The organism is Pseudoalteromonas sp. S4741, assembly GCF_005886135.1.
GTDB classification, from domain to species: Bacteria; Pseudomonadota; Gammaproteobacteria; order Enterobacterales; family Alteromonadaceae; genus Pseudoalteromonas; species Pseudoalteromonas tetraodonis.
The window spans coordinates 20,938-41,967 of the sequence record NZ_PNCN01000020.1 but is presented as its reverse complement, the minus strand read 5'-3'; the positions used below and the strand labels follow the sequence as shown (position 1 = coordinate 41,967).

Sequence of the window (21,030 nt, the reverse complement as noted above, 5' to 3'; positions counted from 1 at the left end):
GACTTTAACCTCTAAAAGCGCAGCGTCTCTTAGCTCTCTTTGTGCATACTTTTCTTAAAGATCTTATTGCACTGAGAGAAGATAATGAGGAGTAAATGAGAAGGTCAAAGAGATGTTAGGATACAACAGCTCGTAACCCGCTCCCCGCAGCCCGTTAACTTTTGCTGCGCCGTTTTTTAATCCGCTTTGATGCCGGTAACTTGTTGGTTAATAAAGCTAAACATAACACCACTATAAATAACATCGAATTAGCCCCCGCCTGAAGCGAATAATCAACCGACGAATGCAGCATCATTGCTACAATAGCTGTAGCACAACCAAACGCCACCCCCTGATAAAGGGCCGTTTTGCGCGTTCGCATAGTATTAATACACAACCATAAACAATAAAGCACCAGTAGTCCCAATAACGCCGTTGCAGGAATACCCAGCTCAACTGCAAATTGCACATAATCGTTATGCGCATTGTCGTAATAACCAGAGTAGGGCTCAGACTGATATGCAGGAAACGCAGTGTAAAAAGTACCGCCGCCCGAGCCTAATAACGGGTTATCTAAAATTAGTGGGATTGAGTCGCGTACAACTTCATCGCGAGTTTCCGATTGTAAACTGGTTTCGCTAATACGTTGTTTTACCTTTTCTACATCGAAAATGGCACCAATGATGATTAAATCGATAATAAAAAAGCTCACAATCAGTAACTTAAATGCTTTAGGCTTTTGCTTATAAACAAACAGCGCCAGTAAGCTCACTATAATTAAGGCAATAAAAAACGCCGAGTTACCCATACGGCTGCGAGTTAAAATAAGCGCCACAATAATAATAATTAACGAAATACGTAAGATTATTTTAGAACTTAATAATACCTCGGCCCAGGCGCGTAGCGTTTGTTTTAAAGTAGGTTTATAGCCATTGTTAGTGCGTTTTAATTCGCTAATTAACACACCAATGCCTAAGCATAAACACAGCGCTAAATAGTTAGCTAAAAAGTTAGAATAGGTAAAAGTACCAATAGCTCTGTCGGTGTGTTTGTAGCCAAATAAAGGGCTAACAATATCGGGCGATAAGTTTAAGTAACTAGCATACAAAGCCTGAAAAACACCGGCGCAAATGACGGCGTAAATTAATTTTTTAATACGATTTACATTATTACAGTAATTAAATATTAACCAGCCCAACATTATTAAAAAACTGGTTTTTAATAACATTTGTTTTGTTTGAAAAGCATCAACACTTACGCCAAATAACTGGACCCCGCACACCAAAGCAACAATGCCTAAGGCAGTAAATAATGGCCAAGTATATCGAGGAGGGAAAAGTGCTTGGTGGTTATTTAAAACACTGTTTGCCAAGTGAGTAATAAAGGTAAAGCTAGTTAAAATACCAATAGCTAAAATTGCCCAAGGCCTGTAACTACCTAAAGGAAGGGGAAGCAAAAAAAGGATCAGACAAATAAGAAAAAATATAAAACGATTCAAAATAAACTCAAACAAAGTAAAAACGCAGCCAATTGGCTGCGTTTAAATATACTAATAGTAAAAACTAGTTACCGACTTCAGATATACCGTTATCACCGCCTGTACCACCAGAACCTGGAGGTGTTGGTAATGTTGGTAAGCTGCCTACTGGCGGAGCTGGCTGGCCAGTACCCGGACCTGCAGCAGTTGCTTCAGAAGCGGTTGTAGCATCAACACCCGCAGTAATTGCTGCTAGGGTAATTGCATCAGTATCTAAACCAGCATCCGAAAGAGCAGCTAAAAAGTCAGAAATTAATGGATTGTCTGCACCAAAACGTGCCACAACAGCAGCAACCATTGCATCTATATCAGCAGCGCCACAAGCGCCATTAAGCAGTTTTTCGTCTAGCTTGATTTTTTCTTTATTTTTACAAATACGTTTAATCGCTTCTACTAAATCTTCGCGTAATTGCTCTGGCGTAGTATCTGCTGTTACGTTATTAAGAATATCAATAATGCTATTTATGCTCACTTCTTGAACCACAGCATCGTTATCCGTTTGTGCATAGGTTGGCAAAGCAGTTAGAGCAGACGCACTAGCTACTAAGCCAGCTAAAATTAATTTTTTCATTTCTCGTCCCTTGGTTGAGTACTAATTGCAAAATTTTAGCGCATCGGCGCAAAAAGTAAACTCTTTATTTACGCCATTTTCATTAGATTTAATAATTTTTGATGGTGGCAGTATTAAATTACCTTGTACGCCATCGCATCCTAAGTATTCGAGAATTTCTAAAGTCTCGGTTTTTTCAATTAAACAGGCTAAAACTTTAATACCAAAACCATGACAAATATTATTAACTGTTTGAATATAAAATTGGCTTTGTGGGTTAGTTACTAAATCTTGAATATAACTACCATCAATTTTTACATACTCAATATCAAGACCTTGTAAATACCTAAACGACGTTAAGCTAGTACCAAAGTGTTCAATACACACATTAATACCCAGCTCTTTAATTGCATCTATATGTAAAGACGCAACATGCACGTTATAAAGCAAACCAATTTCATGTAGTTCAAACACTAAGTTTGTTTTAATTACCGGTTTAGCGTGCGAGTAAAGGGTAAGCCATTGTATAAAGTCAGTTGAGTACAAGGATGCCTTGCTAATATTAAGTGCAAATACATCATTTGGGTATTGCTCTTTTACATCTACAAAGCTACGTATAATTTTTTTATCGAGTTCTTCGGTTAAATTTAACTTTTCAGCCATCGCGAATAAGTGGCCATTATTTACCTTTTCGCCTTCATGAATAAAGTGTGCAAATACCTCAAAGTAACACTGAGAATCAGTTTTATTAGCTTGTTTAACAGGTTGCACCGAAAAACTCACTTCGCCAGCATTTATAATCGACTTAATTAAGGTACGCCATTGGTTAACACTAAATAATGACTCTTTATCGTTTTTATCAAACGTAGTGTCTTCACCTATAGTGCAACCAGTATCAAGTAGCGATAACACTTCACCTAAACTCGCTCCTTGCTCAACGCCAACAATGGCTAAATTAGCGTAACCGTTTATATGTAAGCTGTTTTCTTTTTGACTTAAATTATCAATGAGGTCTAGGCGGGCTTTATTTAAAAATAAAACGTCATATGGGGCCAGTAATACAAACGTACCCCCATTAAGCCTAAATATAGTTGAATTTGGTAACTCATCAGCAAGCTGTTTAAGTATTTTTGCTGCATCAAGTACATGCTGATCACCATCTTGGTAGCTTACCACTTGGTTAATATTATTTAACGAGGGCAGGGTAAGCATCAACGCAGTAATTGGCGCATCGTCAGTAATATTATTTACAACAGAATTAAAGTGGTTTTCAAACGACTTACGGTTACCCAACCCCGTTAACGAATCTATGTATACTTCTTCAGTAAGCGCTTGTGTTTGTTTGGTCAGCGAATCAAACGTACTTTGTAAGTTTATAACCATGTTATTGATGGCTTGGGTAACAGTACGAAGCTCCCGTGCTACTGGTATTTCTTTATTTAAGGTAAAGCGTTTTCGAGTCACTAAAGTGGCTTGGTCTTCTACTGCTTTTAACGGCTTAAATACTGCGCGTAAAATTAAAAATGCAATAGCCAGCGATGCTGCTAATAGCAAAAATGAGCTATATAAGCTGCGGAGTGTGTGTTGCCATAAGGTAAGGTAAGATTGCCCAGTATGGCTGGTTACATCAAGTGTGCCTGCCATCATCCAACCATTGTTTATTTCAGAATGCATAGTTGGTGCACTTAGTTCAACAGCACCTATAAACCAGCTAGGAACTGATTCAACGCGTTTAGGGTTTTGTAACTCAAATACAGTATTATTTTGTACATCAGTAAACTTAATTTCACTGTAGTAACCAGAGTCAAAAATAGCGGTTGCCATCGTTTCGGCAATTACTAGGCTGTCGTCTTCTAAATAAGGAGATATAGAAAGCCCTAAACTGGTAGCGGTGTCTTGCGCATGGCTGGCCATTTGCGTTTGTAAATAATTACGGGTTGTATCCACATCGGTAATAACGCGTACACAAAATGAAATAACCGAAATTAATATGATCAAGCCATATACTTGAGTTTTTAAACTCAATCCATGTTTAAAGAGTCGAGACATAACTACTAGTTCCTTTATTGTTACCGGCGGCGGGGGCAAGCTCACCTTGTTCAATTCGTTCTAGCATAGTGTTCCAAGCAGAAACCCCACGGCTATTTTTAACCTTATTACCTAACCCTTTGGATTTGGCTAACCATAAACCTTGGCCATTAAAACTGTATATAGGTTTTAAATCGCCCCGATTGCTAGCAGGCACTAATTTTGTATTAAAATTGTCGAGCACCAGCGGTATTTGGTTAGGTTGTTCAAAGTATATAAGCACCATGTGTGGTTGATTAACCGTACGCTGGCGTACATACATAAAGCGTATTTTATCTTCGGGGATACCTAAAGCGATTAAAGTAAAATATTTAGCAATAACATAATCTTCACAGTCACCCATGCCAACACCTAGGCTTTCTAGCGGGGTGGCCCAGTAATCTTTTTTTTGCCAAAGATCGTCATCGGTTTTGTACTTTATATGCTTATTAAAAAAGTCATTAACCAAATGAATTTTTTGCCATTCGCTTTTGTCGGCAGAGTCATCTATAAAACTCAGCCATGTTTTTATTCGTTGGTGGCCTGCATCGCCGTAAAACTGTTTGGCACGGGTAATTATATCGCTATTACGCAAATGTAAAAGCATGTCTTGTGCACAAGCAAAAAAAGACACTAATATAATTATGCAAATTCCTACGCGCACAAATCCCATCCCTTAAAAGTTAACAGTACTATTATATTCCCATTGAAAGTAAATTGATAGATTACAAAAAAGGCAAAAAACAACCAGTTAACAAAAAATCAACCTAAAACAATCAAAAAGGCTGCTTTTTATATTGAGCGATTATATGTGTTGTGTATAATACCCGCCCATCTGGTTAGTAGTATTTAAAACACGCTACTCGCAGCGTTATTTTATATATAGCTACGTTATAACCAAAAGTAACTATAAAAGGAATTGAAGTGAAAGTATTAAAAGCAGTCTTGCCTGTTGCAGGCTTGGGTACTCGTATGTTACCAGCTACCAAAGCAACGCCAAAGGAAATGCTTCCACTAGTTGCTCCTCCACCTAATACATTTAAAATAAGTATCTCAAACTATTCAATAAGCTAGTAGTTTTAAGCTAACTAAATATTTTATTATGTCGAAGTTTTTACAGAAGTCAGATTTTCTATGGATCAAAAAATATGAAATACAGAGCTGAGATTGATGGTTTAAGAGCATTAGCAATTTTACCTGTATTATTTCATCACTCAGGGTTACACCTTTTACCTGGTGGTTTTGCCGGAGTTGATGTTTTTTTTGTAATATCGGGGTTTTTAATTACAACTATTTTGCTTAAAGAGATCTCTGAAGGGAAGTTTTCTCTATCGTCTTTTTACGAGAGACGTGCTAGAAGAATATTACCTGCAATGGCTTTTATGATTGTTGTTAGTAGTTTTCTATCCTTTTTCTTTTTAGATCCAGCATCAATGAAAATGCTCGGTTATAGTATTGTTGCAGTGTCAACATTTATGGCTAATATATTCTTCTTTCTTAAGCTTGACTATTTTAACCCAAGTGCCGAGCTAAACCCTATGTTACACATGTGGAGTTTAGCTGTAGAAGAACAATTTTATCTATTTTTCCCATTTATCTTACTCTTGCTTACAAGGTTTAAGAAGCATATATTTCTTGCTCTATCAGTAATTTTTATTATTTCATTACTGTCTATGTTCTTAACTTCAAATCAATCAGTTAACTTTTATCTAATCCACACTAGAGCGTGGGAACTTCTTGCTGGATCAATTTGTTCTGTATTAATTACTAAAAATACCTTATCAGCCATAAATGAAAGCCTTAAAGGGTGGTTAAGTATTTTGGCTATACTTTTGCTCATTATTTCTTATTCAACATATTCTTACGAATATGCCTTCCCTGGTTGGTTTACTATACTGCCGGTCATTTCAACGGCACTAATAATTTTATTCGCAAGCGAAAATAATATAGTTGGTAAAATGCTTTCTAGTAAGATATTAGTTTTTATAGGTCTAATTTCCTACAGCTTGTATTTATGGCATCAGCCAATTTTTGCTTTCGCAAAATTAATGACGTTAGAGTCTTTAACTAATGAGTTAATTGCTTTTTCAATGCTCATAGTTTTTCTTTTATCCTTATTTTCTTATCAATATGTTGAGAAGCCTTTCAGAAGAAAATCGAATAAATCTACAAAAACAGTGCTAACGTTATCTGTTTTTAGCTTATTAGTTATGTCTGTAATGGGCTTATTACTCTCCCTATATCCAAAGTTTGGTGGTTTTAGTAAAGCTGAAATTACTCAATCAAAGCCAAGCATAGGTCTAAATAAACTATGTAACTTCAAATCAGACTTTCAGATACTTGATGAATGTAAAACTAGTGAGAACCCTAAAACAATTGTATGGGGCGACTCATATGCAATGCATTTAGTAAAAGGCTTATCTAAAAACAATGAGCTTATACAAGCGACAAAAAGTGCTTGTTCTCCAAATGTTTCTTTATCAACTTTTCCAAATTTTAAAAGTTATGACTTAAACTGGTCAAAATCTTGTTTTAAATTCAATAATGATGTTATCAATGAGATAGAAAATAACTCGCAGATTAAAACTGTAATTCTCTCTTCTGCATTCGAGCAATGGTTTAAGTATGACTATTTTGATGGTGCTAGAGTTCTTAATAATGATTTTGATACTTATTTAATCTCGTTAAAACAAACGTTATCAAGACTTAGCTCAACAGGTAAACGTATATTTGTTGTTAGCCCTCCACCTAATAACGGTAAAAATATTGGGCAATGTCTGTTGAGAAAGCATTATAGTTTAGTCTCCTACTCAAACTTCATTGATAATAATTGTACATTTCAAAGAAATGAGTTTTCTCAATATTACTCGAAAATTCTTTATTTTCTTAAAGATGTTGAAAGCTATCCTAATGTCAAGCTGATTGATTTAAGTAAATCAATGTGTACAAAAAGTGGTTGTGTGACTTTTGAACAAAATTCTTTGTATTTAGATACGGGCCACTTAAATGATTTTGGTTCAGAATATGTAGGAAAAATTATTAATCCAATTATTAAGTAAGAATTTTGCTTTTTAACATTTTTGCAACACAAGGTAATGCGAAAGACTGTTTATTTTATTGAGTGAATTAATAACTAGTGTATAATATCCGCTTGAAATACCTAAGCGATAAACCTTGCTTTAGGTAAAGAGCAATAAAAAGTAACTATAAAAGGAATTGAAGTGAAAGTATTAAAAGCAGTCTTGCCTGTTGCAGGCTTGGGTACCCGTATGTTACCAGCTACCAAAGCAACACCAAAGGAAATGCTTCCACTAGTAGACAAACCTCTCATTCAATACGTTGTAAACGAAGCAGTAAAAGCCGGTATTAAAGAAATTGTACTGGTTACTCATGCTTCTAAAAACGCGATAGAAAACCATTTTGATACTAGCTTTGAACTAGAAGCTACTCTAGAGGCTCGCGTAAAACGTAGTCTGCTAGAAGAGGTGCGTTCAATAATCCCAAGAGATGTAAGCATTATATCGGTTCGTCAATCGGCGCCGTTAGGCCTAGGCCATGCAATATTTGAAACCCGGCCAATCATTGGCAATAACCCTTTTGCTATTTTATTACCCGATGTAATTATCGATCAATATAAGTCAAACCTTAAGGTAGATAACTTAGCGCAAATGATCGCCCAATTTGAACGCACGCAACATAATCAAATTATGGTTGAGCCCGTCCCACAGGACGAAGTGCACAACTATGGTGTGGTTGATTTGGCAGGTAAAAATATTGCGCCTGGCGAAAATGCAACCATTACCAACATGGTTGAAAAGCCAAATAATGATGAAGCGCCCAGTAATTTAGCCATAACAGGGCGTTATGTTGTATCGCCAGCTATTTGGGACTTGCTCGAGTTTACACCTCCAGGAGCTGGCGGCGAAATACAATTAACAGATGCATTACTACAGTTACGTCATCTTGAAACAATTGAAGCGTATCATTTAAAAGGTAAGTCGCATGACTGCGGCTCAAAACTAGGCTATATGCTTGCAAACGTAGAATACGCAATGCAATCAAACCTATTGGGTGAAGAATTTACAAAGCGTGTTAAGCAATTAATGGCAAATGCATAAAGTTATGCAAAACCGGTTAGTAAAAAATTAAGGGAAATCATGGCTATTAAAGTATTAAGTATTTTTGGTACGCGACCTGAAGCAATAAAAATGGCGCCGCTAGTTAAAGCGCTAAATACAGCAGACGGTATTGATGCAAAAGTATGTGTTACTGCTCAGCATCGTGAAATGCTTGACCAAGTTTTAGACCTTTTTGAAATTGTACCAGAGTACGATTTGAACATTATGAAACCGGGCCAAAGCTTATACGATGTAACAACAAATATTTTGTTAGGCTTAAAACCTATTCTTGAAGAGTTTAAACCAGATTTAGTGCTTGTTCATGGCGATACCAGCACGACTTTATCTGCAAGCTTAGCGGCGTTTTATCAGCAAATTCCAGTAGGGCACGTAGAAGCGGGTTTACGCACAGGCAACTTAAGTTCACCATGGCCTGAAGAGGGTAACCGCAAGCTCACTGGCGCTATAACAAAGCTACACTTTGCACCAACGCAAACATCGCAGCAAAACTTACTCAACGAAGCAGTAAAAGCTGACGATATTCTAGTTACTGGTAACACCGTTATTGATGCATTACTACAAGTGGTTGATAAGGTAAAAACCGATACCGCTTTAATTTCAACTCTAAAAGCTAAGTTTCCAGAGCTCGATGAAACTAAAAAGCTTATTTTAGTTACAGGGCACCGCCGTGAGAGTTTCGGTGGCGGTTTTGAGCGAATTTGTGAGGCGTTGGTAGAAATTGCAACCGCGCACCCAGATACACAAATTTTATACCCAATGCATTTAAATCCTAATGTACGCGAACCGGTAAACCGCATATTAAAAAATGTTGATAATGTGCATTTAATCGAGCCGCAAGACTATCTCCCATTTGTGTACTTAATGAATCAAGCTCACATAATCGTAACCGACTCAGGTGGCGTACAAGAAGAAGCGCCAAGCCTTGGTAAGCCTGTACTTGTTATGCGTGACACTACAGAACGCCCAGAAGCGGTAGAAGCAGGCACAGTTAAATTAGTAGGCACAGATAAAGCCCGCATTGTGAGTGAAGTAAATAACTTACTCACTAACGCTCAAGAATATCAATCAATGAGTCGTGCACATAACCCTTATGGTGATGGTAAAGCGTGTGAACGCATTGTGGCTAAAATTAAGCAACACTTTAAAGATTAAAATAAAGTTTAAAACTTTTTCAAGGATTTAGTAATGACAATTAAAACAGTTTCAGTTGTTGGTTTAGGTTATATAGGTTTACCAACTGCGGCGGTTATTGCATCGCGCGGTATGAAAGTAATTGGTTTAGACGTAAGCGAAAAAGCAGTTAATACCATTAATGCCGGTGAAATACACATAGTAGAGCCTGATCTCGACATAATAGTTCGTGGCGTAGTATCTACTGGTAACTTAAGAGCGACTACAACGCCAGAAAAAGCCGACGCGTTTATGGTAGCTGTACCTACACCATTTATTCACAGCGAAAGTGGTAACCACAGCGCAGACTTAAGCTATATTGAGTCGGCTGCAAAAATGATTGCCCCAGTACTTGAAAAAGGTAACTTAGTTATTTTAGAAAGCACCTCACCTGTAGGTGCAACAGAGCAACTAGCCGCTTGGTTAAGTGAAGCGCGCCCTGACTTAACCTTCCCACAAGATAAAGGCGATGCCGCCGACATTAACATTGCGCATTGCCCTGAGCGTGTATTACCTGGTTATGTATTACAAGAGCTTGTATCAAACGACCGCGTTATAGGTGGTATGAGCAAAGCGTGTAGCGAAAAAGCCGTTAAATTATACGAAACTTTCGTACGTGGCGAGTGTATTATTACCAATGCCCGTACTGCTGAAATGGCTAAGTTAACCGAAAACTCATTTCGCGATGTAAACATTGCCTTTGCCAATGAATTGTCGGTCATTTGTGACAAATTAAAAATTAATGTGTGGGAGCTTATTAAGCTTGCTAATCGTCACCCGCGTGTAAATATTTTAAACCCAGGCCCAGGTGTTGGCGGCCACTGTATTGCGGTTGACCCTTGGTTTATTGTTGCAAGTTGCCCAGACGAAGCAAAAATAATTAAACAAGCGCGCTTAACTAATGACGCAAAACCATTCTACGTAATTGAAAAAGTAGCAAAAGCCGCTGATGAATTTAAACGTCCAGTTATTGCATGCCTAGGCCTTGCGTTTAAAGCCGATATTGACGACCTTCGTGAAAGTCCGGCATTGAATATTGTTGAAGAGTTAGCAGCAAAAAATATTGGTGAAATACTCGCGGTAGAGCCAAACATTACTGAGCTACCAGCCAACCTTGCAGATAAAAATGTTAGTTTAGTGTCGCTAGAAAGCGCACTAGAGCAAGCAAATGTCGTTGTAGTATTAGTTGATCATAAACAATTTAAAGCGGCGGATAAAACAGAGTTTGCATCAAAAGTTGTTATCGATACCCGCGGTATTTTGTAAGGAATTATTATGAAAGCTACTTTTTACGGTATAGGTTATGTCGGCTTGGTTCAAGCTGCAGTTCTTGCTGATGCAGGTCACAATGTATGCTGTGTTGATATTGATGAAACACGGATAGAAAACTTAAAAAAAGGTATTATTCCAATTTACGAGCCCGGGCTAACGCCTTTGGTAGAAAAAAACTTTGCGGAAGGTCGTTTAATTTTTACAACAGATGCGCAGTTTGGGGTTGAATTTGGTGAGCTTCAGTTTATTGCAGTCGGTACGCCACCAGATGAAGATGGCTCGGCAGATTTAAAGTACGTATTAAAAGTAGCCGAAACTATTGCTACGCATATGCAAAAGCCAAAAGTTATTATCGATAAGTCAACGGTACCTGTGGGCACTGCAGATAAAGTTAAAGCAACAGTGCAGTCAATTCTTGATAGCCGAAAAAGTGATTTAACTTTCTCGGTGGTATCAAATCCTGAGTTTTTAAAAGAGGGGGCTGCTGTTAGTGACTGTAAGCGTCCTGATCGTATAATTATTGGTACAGACTCGACAGATGCAGAAGACCAAATGCGTGAACTTTATGCACCATTTAATCGAAATCACGAAAAAATTATCGTAATGGATATTAAAAGTGCTGAACTTACTAAATATGCTGCCAACTGCATGTTAGCTACTAAAATTAGCTTTATGAACGAAATGGCAAATATTGCTGAACGAGTAGGTGCTGACATAGAACATGTTCGCCATGGCATAGGTTCAGACCCACGAATCGGTTATCAGTTTATTTATCCCGGTTGCGGCTATGGTGGTTCATGTTTTCCTAAAGACGTACAAGCACTTGTTCGTACGACCGATAGCATAGGTTACGAATCAAAAATACTTAAAGCAGTCGAAGCCGTAAATTATGCTCAAAAGCATAAGTTATTTGAATACATAACAAAACACTATGACTTAGAAAAAAATCCAGATGCAATTAAAGGTAAGACCTTTGCATTGTGGGGTTTAAGCTTTAAACCTAATACAGATGATATGCGTGAAGCACCAAGTCGTATTTTAATGGAACAGTTATGGGAAGCAGGAGCTAAGGTACAAGCATATGACCCTGAAGCAATGGAAGAAACCCAACGAATTTATGGTAGTCGAGATAATCTAAGCTTGATGGGTACCAAAGAGTCCGCTCTGAACAAAGCTGATGCCTTAGTTATTTGTACCGAATGGCAGAATTTTAAAGTGCCAGATTTTGATTTGATAAAAGAGCAGTTAATTGCACCAATAATTTTTGATGGTCGTAATTTATTTGATCCTAAGAGAATGAAAAAACAAGACATCACTTATTGGTCGATAGGAAGAGTAATCCAATAAACAGATGTTTAACTATTTACTCAAAGGTAATAAATTGTGCAATTGACTAATATTAAAAATGTACAAATCAGTATTTGTACATACAGAAGACCTGAATTGCTTAAAAAATTATTGATATCAATATTTGAAGCTATGAAACCTTCAATATTTAAGTTATCAATTCTAATTGTAGATAATGATATTGAAGAGAGTGCCAAACCTGTAATTTCTGAGTTCAACAATGATGAAATCAATATTAATTATTTAGCCGAGTCTTCTCGTAACATCTCTGTTGTTAGGAATGCTTGTTTAGCGATGGGATTGGAAACATCGGCTGATTTTATTCTTTTCTTAGATGACGATGAGTTTATAGGTACTTCTTACTTTGTAGAGTTAGAAAAGAGTTATTTGAAATATAAACCAGACATTATTATTGGGCCTGTAATTACCGTTTATTATCCAAATACCCCTCGTTGGGTTTTAGCATCAAAAATTTTTGAGCGTGCTCGTCATATAACAGGTAAAAAGCTTTCAACAGGTAATACTGGAAATGCATTTGTTTCAATTGAACTAATAAAAAAAGTTGGTCTATTTGATCCTGAGTATGGTCGTTCTGGAGGTGAAGACTCTAATTATTTTTATCGTTGTAAGGCTTTTAATGCAAAGTTTATTTGGTGCAATGAAGCAGAAGCTTTTGAGTACTTGGCTGTTGAACGTGCAAACCTAAAATATGCTACTTTACGTGCTAGGAGAGGCGGACAAACTTATATAAAAATTAGAGCGGATGATATGAGTTTGGGAAATAAATTAACGCTTGTGCTTTTTAAGTTAATAAGCGGTTTGATTGGAATCGGGCTAGGTTATATTATTTCATTACTAACAAATAAGTATTATGGAACTCCTTTACTAATTAGGTCAATAGCTCGTTTAGGCCAAGTAGAAGGACTTATTGGTAAAACGGTCTATATGTATGGCGAGTAAAATATGGACCAAAACCCTTAAACTATGCGGTGTTATTGATGTTGCTGCACTGAGTGCATCAAACTTTATATTGTCACTGTTTGTAATAAGGGAACTAGGCGATTCAAGTTACGCTATTTATATGAATATTTTCTCATTGTTGATGTTTCTTTCCACCTTACAAAATGCATTTTTAAATACTACCTTATCAGTCAAATATGCCAAAATTAATGATTATCAAGCTAAGTTAAATAAAGCATCTTCATTGTGTTATGTGACAAATGTTGTTTATTTAATATTTGTGGTTCCCGTTTTTTTTCTGATACTTAAATTCAATATATTTTTAATTATTTCAGTTTATCTCGCGTTTGTTTTCTATTTATCTAGAGAGCTTTTTCGAGCTTATAATTATGTTTTTGATAGAAGAAAACTTATAGTTATTTCAGCGTTGGTATCTTTTATGGTTACTTTGCTGGGATTGATTGCGCTGATGTTAGTTGATTTTAAAGTTGTCAAGTTGTCATATCTATATTCAGTTATAGCCCTGTCAGGCGTGATTGGTTTAATTATTTTAATATACAGATGTAAGTTTACTGTCCCGAGTGCCACAGAGATAAAAAGGACTCTGAATGATATAGTGGATGTCGGTCGTTGGTCTTCTGTAGGTTCGCTATCTACTTGGGCTCAAAATAATAGTTATACTTATTTAGCCACATTAATTGTTGGTTTGGAGGCAACCGCAGCTTTAGCCATTTGTCGTTTAATAATAATGCCAATAAACTTAGTTGCTTCAGGGATTTATATGGCTGAAAAGCCGCTATGGGCTAGGCTTATTTCTAGTAATAAAGGGCTACTGAAGATAAAGTCAAAAAAGATTATATTTTTGATGGTTGTTGTTGTATTACTTTATTCCTTAGCCGTGTTGCTTGCCCTGCCTTTTATTGAGTCAGTGTTAAAAGTAACTATTAATGAATGGATTTTGCTTACTTGGCTATTAGCTTGCCTAATCCAATCCTTTAAATTTTCAAACACTAATCTATTAGTCGTATCAGAAGACTTTAAATACTTAGCATTAATGGGGATTAAAGTCTCACTTTTAGGTGTTTTATTATCAACGTTACTTGGCTTTTATTTTGGAGCTTTAGGTATTGTAATTGGTTTTGTTTTAGGTGAACTATTACATGTATTTAATACTCAAATTAGAATAAAAAACACGGTGTTTTAAATGAAAGTTAGCCGAAACGATCTTCTCTTTTTTTTACTTTTAATATTTTTACTTAATTCGGCAGGAATATTTTCACCGTCTTTAACAGTAAGAAATGATGACTGGGTAACCGATTTAGAGGTGTCTTCTAATATGGTTAATAGGCTAGTTATGCTTACGTCTTTTTTAATATCAATTTTATATTTATATCAAAAGGCGATGACCGCAAAATTGGTATTAATAAAATCAATACCAATGCTTATGTTGATTTTTTTTGCCTTACTATCTTGTTTTTGGTCAGATATTCCTACAACTTCTTTTACGAGACTCTTACAACAAGTATTTATTTTTTCTTTTTTACTCGCAATAGTTTGCCACTTAGACTTTGAGAAAATATTTTCAGTTTTAAAGCTTTTTGCAATTATAGTTTTGCTTGTCGGAATAATTAGCTTACCGTTTTCATTTGCGTGGCAAGATATAGGGTTTCGTTCTATACATGGTCATAAAAATACAGCAGGCTATATTTATGCATTATCATCTTTAGTTTTACTTTTTGATGTTTTTATTGAGAAAAATAAAACCAAAATAAATTATGCCATTCTGTTAGGATTATTTCTTTTATTAGTAATAACTAAGTCAAAAACATCCTTAGCTTTAACACTCATCTCCTTTACATATACTTTGTTTTTGTTTAAACACAAAAGAATTAACGCCTTGCCGTTTATTTTATGTATTTGGGTAGGGGCTTTAGCTATTTTTACTATGTTACTTATCACAGATACTCAAACGCTGACAGAACTCGGTTTAGATTTTACCGGAAGGGCTATTATCTGGGAGTTTATACTTTCTGAAATGCAAGGGTTTGAATGGTTTGGCGTTGGATATAGGGCTTTCTGGGGAATAGGAGAAGAAGGGCTCAGTATTCTCTATGGTGCTGATTATGACGCTTTTATAACTAAATTAAACCAGTCACATAATTCGTACTTGGATATTTGGGTAATGCTCGGATTTGTTGGCTTAGCAATTTTTATTTTATTTAAAATTCATAGTTTAGTATTAATAAGTCGCTCTAATTATTTATACATAGCTTTTTTATTGTTTATTACAATTCACTCATTTATGGAAACAGACTTTTTCAGAAGTAACAACCTTGTTTGGGTGTTATATACATTACTTTACTTATCCTCAATTAAAAAAGGTTTAAAAAATGACAAATAAAATTTTGTTTGTTTCAAAGGATGCTAGTTGGCAAAGATATAGAAACGAAATTTTAACCGAGTTAACTGCTAGGTTTGATTGTGAGGTTGATGTAATAACTCAAAGTGATATTAAAGATTATATAATTCCAACTAATAAGCTTAGGTATCTCAAATGCTTGAATATATTCAAATACATTGGAAGCTTAAGTTTATTTCCTTATGTGTATAAATTTATTGTAAAAGAAAAACCATCGGTAGTGTTAGCGTTACCAAACAGTTCAAATATTACCGAATTAACCTTAGCTTTGTTTTGTAAGCTGACACGAACTAAATTAGTATATTGGACTCATGGCTTCGATCATTGCCAAAGACCTAATAGTGGTATAAAAAAATACCTAGAAAAAATTAGAGTAACTATCATTAATTGGTGTATTTCAAAAGGGGATTCAATTATTACATTCTCTGCACCGGGCAAACAATATTTGGTCGAACAAGGTATAAAAGAGCATAAAATTTTTGTAGCACCTAATACACTTAATACAGAAAAATTATTGGCCAGTTATTTACCTGTAACTAATCTACAAGTCGAGGATTTTAAAACTCAGTATTCGCTACATAACAAAACGGTGTATTTATTTTCAGGAAGATTGAGAGAAGGTAAACGATTAAATCATTTTATAAACGCATTGGCAAAAAGTAAGCATAAAGCAGATGTTGCCATAATAGTTGTAGGTAATGGTGAAATGTTTGACCAATGGAAATCTATGAGTGAAAACGCTGACTTAAATTGCCACTTTTTAGGTGAAATTTTTGATGAAACTAAATTGGCGGTAATTTTTAAAAGTGCTGACTGGTTCATCATGCCAGGTTATGTAGGTTTAGCTATAGTACATGCCTTTAGTGCAGGTTTACCGGTATTAACTGAAAAAATTTCATTTCATAGCCCTGAGATCAATTATTTAAAAGATGGCGTAAATGGAAAAATGTTTGATGAGTTTTCAATAGATCAATGGACTACATTTATTGATAGTGAAGGACTTAATGCCGCAACAAAATCTGGAATGTCACAGGAGGCTTTAAAAACGGTTAATAATGAAGCTAGTATTAGTAATCAATTAAGCTCAATGGCTAAAGCTCTTGGTGTTATGGCTAATGTATAAAAGCAAGCTTTACAAAAAGGCGCCAGTATTAATACAAGAGTTACTTATCAATATTAAGGCTCTAATATATAAAGCGCTTAGAGAAAATTACCTATACAAAAACCGTTTTAAAGAGCTGTTGGAAAACGCAGAATTGTCACGAGAAGAATTAACTGCGTTAAATAAAAAACTTTTAACAGAACAATTAGATTATTCAAAAAAACACTGTGATTTTTATCAAAGTATAAATTCAAGCAAAATTGAAGACTTTCCAGTTATCCTTAAGGATAATATTAGAGAGATGCCGAGTCGTTTCATCAGTAATGATAAAAATATCAAGTATTTTTTTAAATCTCAGACTGGTGGTACAACGGGAAAGCCCCTTCAGTTAAAGGCTAATTTAATGGCAATAATTGAAGATCATGCTCAATCAGCCAGACAAATAACGTGGACGGGTTTAAAACCTACGGACAGAAAATTATGGTTAAGAGCTGATTTAATTGTACCGCTAGAACAATCTAATGCGCCGTTTTGGCGAAGAAATATTGTTGATAATATGCTAATGATGTCTGTTTATCATATAAATGCAAATACCATAGCGCAATATGTAGATAAAATTAACAGCTATAAACCTCAACTTATACAAGCTTACCCGTCTTCAATATGTTTATTAGCACATCTTATTGATGCATCTGAGCATAAAATAGAAACACCAATAAATGCAATAATACTCTCTTCAGAGTCTTTTACTAAAGAAGAGACTGCATTAATAGAGCGTGTTTTTAATTCTAAGGTCTATAGCTGGTATGGCCTAAGTGAAAGAGTTGCGACAGTAGGTACTTGCAGAAAAGGTTATCAACACTTAATCGAGGATTATGGTTATTACGAATTTGATCAAAATAATCAACTTTTGGCAACCGGGTTTCATAATAAAGCCATGCCTCTTATTCGATACAACACAGGTGATGAATTTATTGATATAGATTTAAACTATAGCCCTTGTTTATGCGGGCTACCCTTTAAAAAAGTAGGAGGTATTAAAGGGCGTTTAGGTGATTATTTAGTAGCTTCTAATGGTAACAAAGTAACAATTTTTAATCATATTCCAAAAGACGTTACAGGATTGATTGAATTACAGCTAGAACAAACACACAAAATCAAACTGATTGCAAAAGTTGTGGTTGGTAGTAATTATAATATGACCTCAAAGGCGCAGCTTATAAAAAATGTTAAACAATATTTAGGACAAGATATGGAAGTCGAAGTGATAACAGTTGAACGCATTCCAAGAACAAAAAGTGGCAAATTTAGACAAGTAATATACAGTGTGGAACCTTGATTATGTTTAATAGGCAAATACTAATTAGCTATAAAGAATCTAAAAATTTACAGGTCCCTGATGGCTTTAAGTTTACGGATATTGATAACTATGATGTTTATTATCATGAATTAAATGAGGTAAATTATTATAAAAGTAAAGCTTTTGAATGTATGGTTATTGGTACAATTGTACATCCTGAGCAAGAAAATTTTAATTTAGAGGCCTTATTAAGTGATTGCTACAATGAGGCTACATTCGGGCTAATAAATCAAAAGTTATCTCGTTGTTGTGGTCGTTATTATCTGTTTTACAATGGCATGGATGGGGCTTTCCTCAGAGCTGATGCTACCTCGCTTGCACAAATAAATTATTGCAGTCAAACAAAGCAAATTGCAACAGATATTAATTTACTTAAATATAGCGGTTTAAATGTTACAAAAAACAAACGTGCCGAAAAATTTTACAAAGAAGTATTTCCTAAAAAAGGAAATGGTAATGCATGGGTGGGTGATGAAACGCCATTTAACGAAATAAATAAGGTATTACCAAACCATGCTTTAAATTTAAATTCTTTCGATATTACTAGGTATTGGCCTTGGAAAAAATTTACAATTGAAAGGTTTGAACATGTTGTAGAAAACATAGCTCGAGAATTACAACTATTACTCAAGGCTTTTTCTGAGGTATCACCCCTTTCAATAGCAGTAACTGCTGGTAACGACAGTCGAATAATGGCTGCGGCATCCAAAGCTATTAAAGGTGATGTTTACTATTTTGTAGATACACTATCGTTTATGGATACTGAGCATTCAGATATTGTAATAGGGAAAAAAGTATGTGATGCATTAAATGTAAATTTTAATGTGCATAAAAGTTTTGAATCACTTGATAATATACCGAGTGAGTTTAAAAGCAATTATTTTGCCTCTGTTTTTTATGCACTACCTAAGCGGCTACCAGAAGTTTATTATTATTCCAAGCATTTACATAATCGCATAAATATTTGTGGGGTTGGAGAGTATGGGCGCTCTGTTTATGGGACGCATATGTTTAATACTGACACAAATTTTATGTGTTACAAATATCAGTGCATAAATTCTAGCTACGCAAATACAGTTACACATAAATGGATGGCTGATATTAAAAAGCATAAATTAGCGTCAACATATCCTGTTAACTTGTTGTTTTACATTGAGCAAAAACTAGGTAACTGGGGAGCCGTTGGTAATGCTGAGTCAGATATTGCTTTTGAAGAAGTTAATCCATTTGCAAGTCATGCAATAATAAACCAGATGCTTTGTTTAAGTCCCAAACTTACAACCTACAGCAGTAATAAATTATTTAAAAAATTAGTTAACACTTTAGCACCAGAGTTAAATTCTATTCCTATAAACCCACAAAGCTCTCTCATTGCAAAGTTAAAAGTAAGTTTTAAAAGTACAAAGTTATTCAAAGTTATTGACCGACTGAGGTATAAATTAAAGAATCAATTTGGAGCTAAGGTAGCATAATGAATTTAATTAATTTTTATAATATTACGCATTGGGCATTTAAAAAAAATATTCCAATAATACAACCTGTAATTAAAGTTATAATTTTTATTTTATTTAATTCTGTTGTTCCTAGCTCAGTAAAAATTGGTAAGGGTAGCCGTTTTATGTATGGTGGTATCGGCTGCGTAATACATAAAAAAGCCATAATTGGTGAGCGCGTATGTATAGGACAAGGGATCACAATAGGTAGAAAACTGAGAGAATCTTGCCCAGTGATTGGAAACGATGTTTATATAGGTGCAGGTTCTCGAATTTTAGGTGATATAACCATAGGTGATAACGTTATAATTGGTGCTAATTCAGTTGTTGTAAGTGATATCCCTTCAAATTCAATTGTAGCAGGGTCTCCTGGTAAAGTGTTAAAGAAAATTGATAAGTCAATCTGGGATGAGCTTGGTGAAATTTTATGACAGATAGCATACAAGTCATAACTAAAAAGTTAATACGTGACGTAAGAAAATCAAATTACGCAGGACAGGATCCTTTCGATGGACTCAATAGTAAGTTTTTTAATTGGTTTCCTCGTTTTAAAAAAGGGTTGGTTGGTCTGGCGTGGATACAGTTACATAAGCGCTCTGCAATAAATTTAAGGTTCTTATTTGGTGTGCCCAAGAAGCGTAACCCAAAAGGCATTGGTTTATTTATTTTGGGGTTATTGGAAGACTATAAAGCAACCAATGAGCAAACTTATTTAAATGAAGCGATAAAGCTGGCTGATTGGTTATTGGCCCAGCAAAGTGATAAATCTATTTGGCAGCATAGCTGTTGGGGTTATCATTTTGACTGGAATGCACGCGCTTTTTTTGTTCCTAAAGGTAAGCCAAACGTAATTACTACTATTTATGTTGCTCAGGCTTTATATGCGTTAAGTGAAATCACCAAAGACAAAAAACACTCAGAACCTGCAATTGATAGTGCGCATTTTATTGTAAAAACATTATATAAAGAATGTGATGGTAGGCAGTTTTTTGGTTATATACCGGGTGAAACGGCCTTTGTACATAATGCCAGTCTTTGGGGCGCAGCATGGGTTGCAAAAGTTGCTGTACTGACTAATAACCAACACTACAAACAGCTTGCTTTAAATGCGGCTCGACAGTCTGTAAGCGAGCAGGGGGCTGATGGCTCGTGGGTATATGGTGCTCGCCATCATCACCAGTTTATTGATGGCTTTCATACCGGTTATAACCTAGAAGCGCTACGCTTATTGAGTGATGAGTTGCAAATTGATGAGTTTGAATCTGCAATTGCTAAAGGACTTACTTATTATAAAACACATTTGTTTGAGCAAGATGGCACCGCAAAATATTACAACAACAATCGTTACCCACTCGATATGCATAGTGTGTCGCAGGCTGTTTTTACGTTATTAAAAGTAGGTAAAACGCCAGATGACTTTATAATGGCCGAAAAAGTAATAAACCGCGCTATTCAAACCTTATATATGCCTAAAAAGCAGCGTTTTATTTATCAAAAAAATAAGTACTTCACTAATAAGGTTGACTATGTGCGTTGGACACAGGCATGGGTATATTATTCGTTTGCTTATTTTAATCGACAAAAAATGAATAGCACCAAAAATGCAGTTATTGAACAACTTTAAAAACGGACTCA

The 21,030-nt window shown here is 35.4% G+C and carries 17 protein-coding genes and 1 pseudogene; 14 read left to right on the top strand and 4 right to left on the bottom strand.

Annotation, left to right across the window (positions count from 1 at the left end):
- Positions 1–154: 154 nt before the first annotated feature.
- The 4 genes from CWC30_RS03355 to CWC30_RS03340 all read right to left on the bottom strand — a co-directional run bounded on the left by CWC30_RS03355 (position 155) and on the right by CWC30_RS03340 (position 4,797).
- A complete protein-coding gene (locus CWC30_RS03355; RefSeq protein ID WP_171034677.1) occupies positions 155–1,477 on the bottom strand; it encodes an O-antigen ligase family protein in 1,323 nt (440 codons plus the stop codon).
- Positions 1,478–1,541: 64 nt separating this feature from the next.
- A complete protein-coding gene (locus CWC30_RS03350; protein WP_138626426.1) occupies positions 1,542–2,087 on the bottom strand; it encodes a hypothetical protein in 546 nt (181 codons plus the stop codon).
- A 21-nt stretch (positions 2,088–2,108) separates the two neighbouring features.
- Positions 2,109–4,115, bottom strand: coding sequence for a bifunctional diguanylate cyclase/phosphodiesterase (locus CWC30_RS03345; RefSeq protein WP_138626425.1), 2,007 nt, complete (start codon positions 4,113–4,115; stop codon positions 2,109–2,111).
- Positions 4,099–4,797, bottom strand: a complete 699-nt coding sequence (locus CWC30_RS03340) for a transglutaminase-like cysteine peptidase (RefSeq protein ID WP_138626424.1) — start codon at positions 4,795–4,797, stop codon at positions 4,099–4,101. Before CWC30_RS03340 ends, CWC30_RS03345 begins: the two co-directional genes overlap by 17 nt.
- 260 nt (positions 4,798–5,057) lie before the next feature.
- Between CWC30_RS03340 and CWC30_RS03335 the strand changes: the two are divergent.
- The 14 genes and pseudogenes from CWC30_RS03335 to CWC30_RS03270 form a co-directional block, all read left to right on the top strand.
- Positions 5,058–5,162, top strand: a pseudogene (locus tag CWC30_RS03335) (UTP--glucose-1-phosphate uridylyltransferase); the annotation flags it as partial.
- A gap of 119 nt (positions 5,163–5,281) precedes the next feature.
- On the top strand, positions 5,282–7,192 hold the full coding sequence (locus CWC30_RS03330) for an acyltransferase family protein (protein WP_138626423.1): 1,911 nt from the start codon (positions 5,282–5,284) through the stop codon (positions 7,190–7,192).
- A gap of 162 nt (positions 7,193–7,354) precedes the next feature.
- The gene (galU, locus tag CWC30_RS03325) at positions 7,355–8,251 is read left to right on the top strand and encodes a UTP--glucose-1-phosphate uridylyltransferase GalU (RefSeq protein WP_138626422.1); all 897 of its coding nucleotides are present in this window, start codon (positions 7,355–7,357) and stop codon (positions 8,249–8,251) included.
- A 39-nt stretch (positions 8,252–8,290) separates the two neighbouring features.
- On the top strand, positions 8,291–9,424 hold the full coding sequence (gene wecB / locus CWC30_RS03320) for a non-hydrolyzing UDP-N-acetylglucosamine 2-epimerase (protein WP_138626421.1): 1,134 nt from the start codon (positions 8,291–8,293) through the stop codon (positions 9,422–9,424).
- Between the two features lie 33 nt (positions 9,425–9,457).
- Entirely contained in the window at positions 9,458–10,708 is a 1,251-nt protein-coding gene (gene wecC / locus CWC30_RS03315; protein ID WP_138626420.1) for a UDP-N-acetyl-D-mannosamine dehydrogenase, read from the top strand.
- A gap of 9 nt (positions 10,709–10,717) precedes the next feature.
- Positions 10,718–12,061 carry a UDP-glucose dehydrogenase family protein gene (locus CWC30_RS03310; protein WP_138626419.1) on the top strand — a complete coding sequence of 448 codons (1,344 nt, stop codon included), beginning with the start codon at positions 10,718–10,720 and terminating at the stop codon, positions 12,059–12,061.
- A 36-nt stretch (positions 12,062–12,097) separates the two neighbouring features.
- Entirely contained in the window at positions 12,098–13,021 is a 924-nt protein-coding gene (locus CWC30_RS03305; RefSeq protein ID WP_212746074.1) for a glycosyltransferase family 2 protein, read from the top strand.
- Positions 13,011–14,225, top strand: coding sequence for an MATE family efflux transporter (locus CWC30_RS03300; protein WP_138626418.1), 1,215 nt, complete (start codon positions 13,011–13,013; stop codon positions 14,223–14,225). The genes CWC30_RS03305 and CWC30_RS03300 overlap by 11 nt, the downstream gene beginning before the upstream one ends.
- Positions 14,226–15,422, top strand: coding sequence for an O-antigen ligase family protein (locus CWC30_RS03295; RefSeq protein ID WP_138626417.1), 1,197 nt, complete (start codon positions 14,226–14,228; stop codon positions 15,420–15,422).
- Positions 15,412–16,563 (top strand): glycosyltransferase family 4 protein, encoded by a 1,152-nt coding sequence (locus tag CWC30_RS03290; RefSeq protein ID WP_138626416.1) that lies wholly within the window; start codon positions 15,412–15,414, stop codon positions 16,561–16,563. Before CWC30_RS03295 ends, CWC30_RS03290 begins: the two co-directional genes overlap by 11 nt.
- A complete protein-coding gene (locus CWC30_RS03285; protein WP_138626415.1) occupies positions 16,556–17,881 on the top strand; it encodes a phenylacetate--CoA ligase family protein in 1,326 nt (441 codons plus the stop codon). Before CWC30_RS03290 ends, CWC30_RS03285 begins: the two co-directional genes overlap by 8 nt.
- 2 nt (positions 17,882–17,883) lie before the next feature.
- Positions 17,884–19,374 (top strand): asparagine synthetase B family protein, encoded by a 1,491-nt coding sequence (locus tag CWC30_RS03280; protein WP_138626414.1) that lies wholly within the window; start codon positions 17,884–17,886, stop codon positions 19,372–19,374.
- Positions 19,374–19,826, top strand: coding sequence for a serine O-acetyltransferase (locus CWC30_RS03275; RefSeq protein WP_138626413.1), 453 nt, complete (start codon positions 19,374–19,376; stop codon positions 19,824–19,826). Before CWC30_RS03280 ends, CWC30_RS03275 begins: the two co-directional genes overlap by 1 nt.
- Positions 19,823–21,019, top strand: a complete 1,197-nt coding sequence (locus tag CWC30_RS03270; protein ID WP_138626412.1) for a glycoside hydrolase family protein — start codon at positions 19,823–19,825, stop codon at positions 21,017–21,019. The genes CWC30_RS03275 and CWC30_RS03270 overlap by 4 nt, the downstream gene beginning before the upstream one ends.
- Positions 21,020–21,030 lie beyond the last annotated feature (11 nt).

Bases quoted from the DNA above. Each gene is read 5' to 3' on its own strand.
- CWC30_RS03350 (WP_138626426.1), bottom strand. From the start codon at position 2,087: ATGAAAAAATTAATTTTAGCTGGCTTAGTAGCTAGTGCGTCTGCTCTA.
- CWC30_RS03345 (WP_138626425.1), bottom strand. From the start codon at position 4,115: ATGTCTCGACTCTTTAAACATGGATTGAGTTTAAAAACTCAAGTATAT.
- CWC30_RS03330 (WP_138626423.1), top strand. From the start codon at position 5,282: ATGAAATACAGAGCTGAGATTGATGGTTTAAGAGCATTAGCAATTTTA.
- wecB (WP_138626421.1), top strand. From the start codon at position 8,291: ATGGCTATTAAAGTATTAAGTATTTTTGGTACGCGACCTGAAGCAATA.
- wecC (WP_138626420.1), top strand. From the start codon at position 9,458: ATGACAATTAAAACAGTTTCAGTTGTTGGTTTAGGTTATATAGGTTTA.
- CWC30_RS03310 (WP_138626419.1), top strand. From the start codon at position 10,718: ATGAAAGCTACTTTTTACGGTATAGGTTATGTCGGCTTGGTTCAAGCT.
- CWC30_RS03300 (WP_138626418.1), top strand. From the start codon at position 13,011: ATGGCGAGTAAAATATGGACCAAAACCCTTAAACTATGCGGTGTTATT.
- CWC30_RS03295 (WP_138626417.1), top strand. From the start codon at position 14,226: ATGAAAGTTAGCCGAAACGATCTTCTCTTTTTTTTACTTTTAATATTT.
- CWC30_RS03290 (WP_138626416.1), top strand. From the start codon at position 15,412: ATGACAAATAAAATTTTGTTTGTTTCAAAGGATGCTAGTTGGCAAAGA.
- CWC30_RS03285 (WP_138626415.1), top strand. From the start codon at position 16,556: ATGTATAAAAGCAAGCTTTACAAAAAGGCGCCAGTATTAATACAAGAG.
- CWC30_RS03280 (WP_138626414.1), top strand. From the start codon at position 17,884: ATGTTTAATAGGCAAATACTAATTAGCTATAAAGAATCTAAAAATTTA.
- CWC30_RS03275 (WP_138626413.1), top strand. From the start codon at position 19,374: ATGAATTTAATTAATTTTTATAATATTACGCATTGGGCATTTAAAAAA.
- CWC30_RS03270 (WP_138626412.1), top strand. From the start codon at position 19,823: ATGACAGATAGCATACAAGTCATAACTAAAAAGTTAATACGTGACGTA.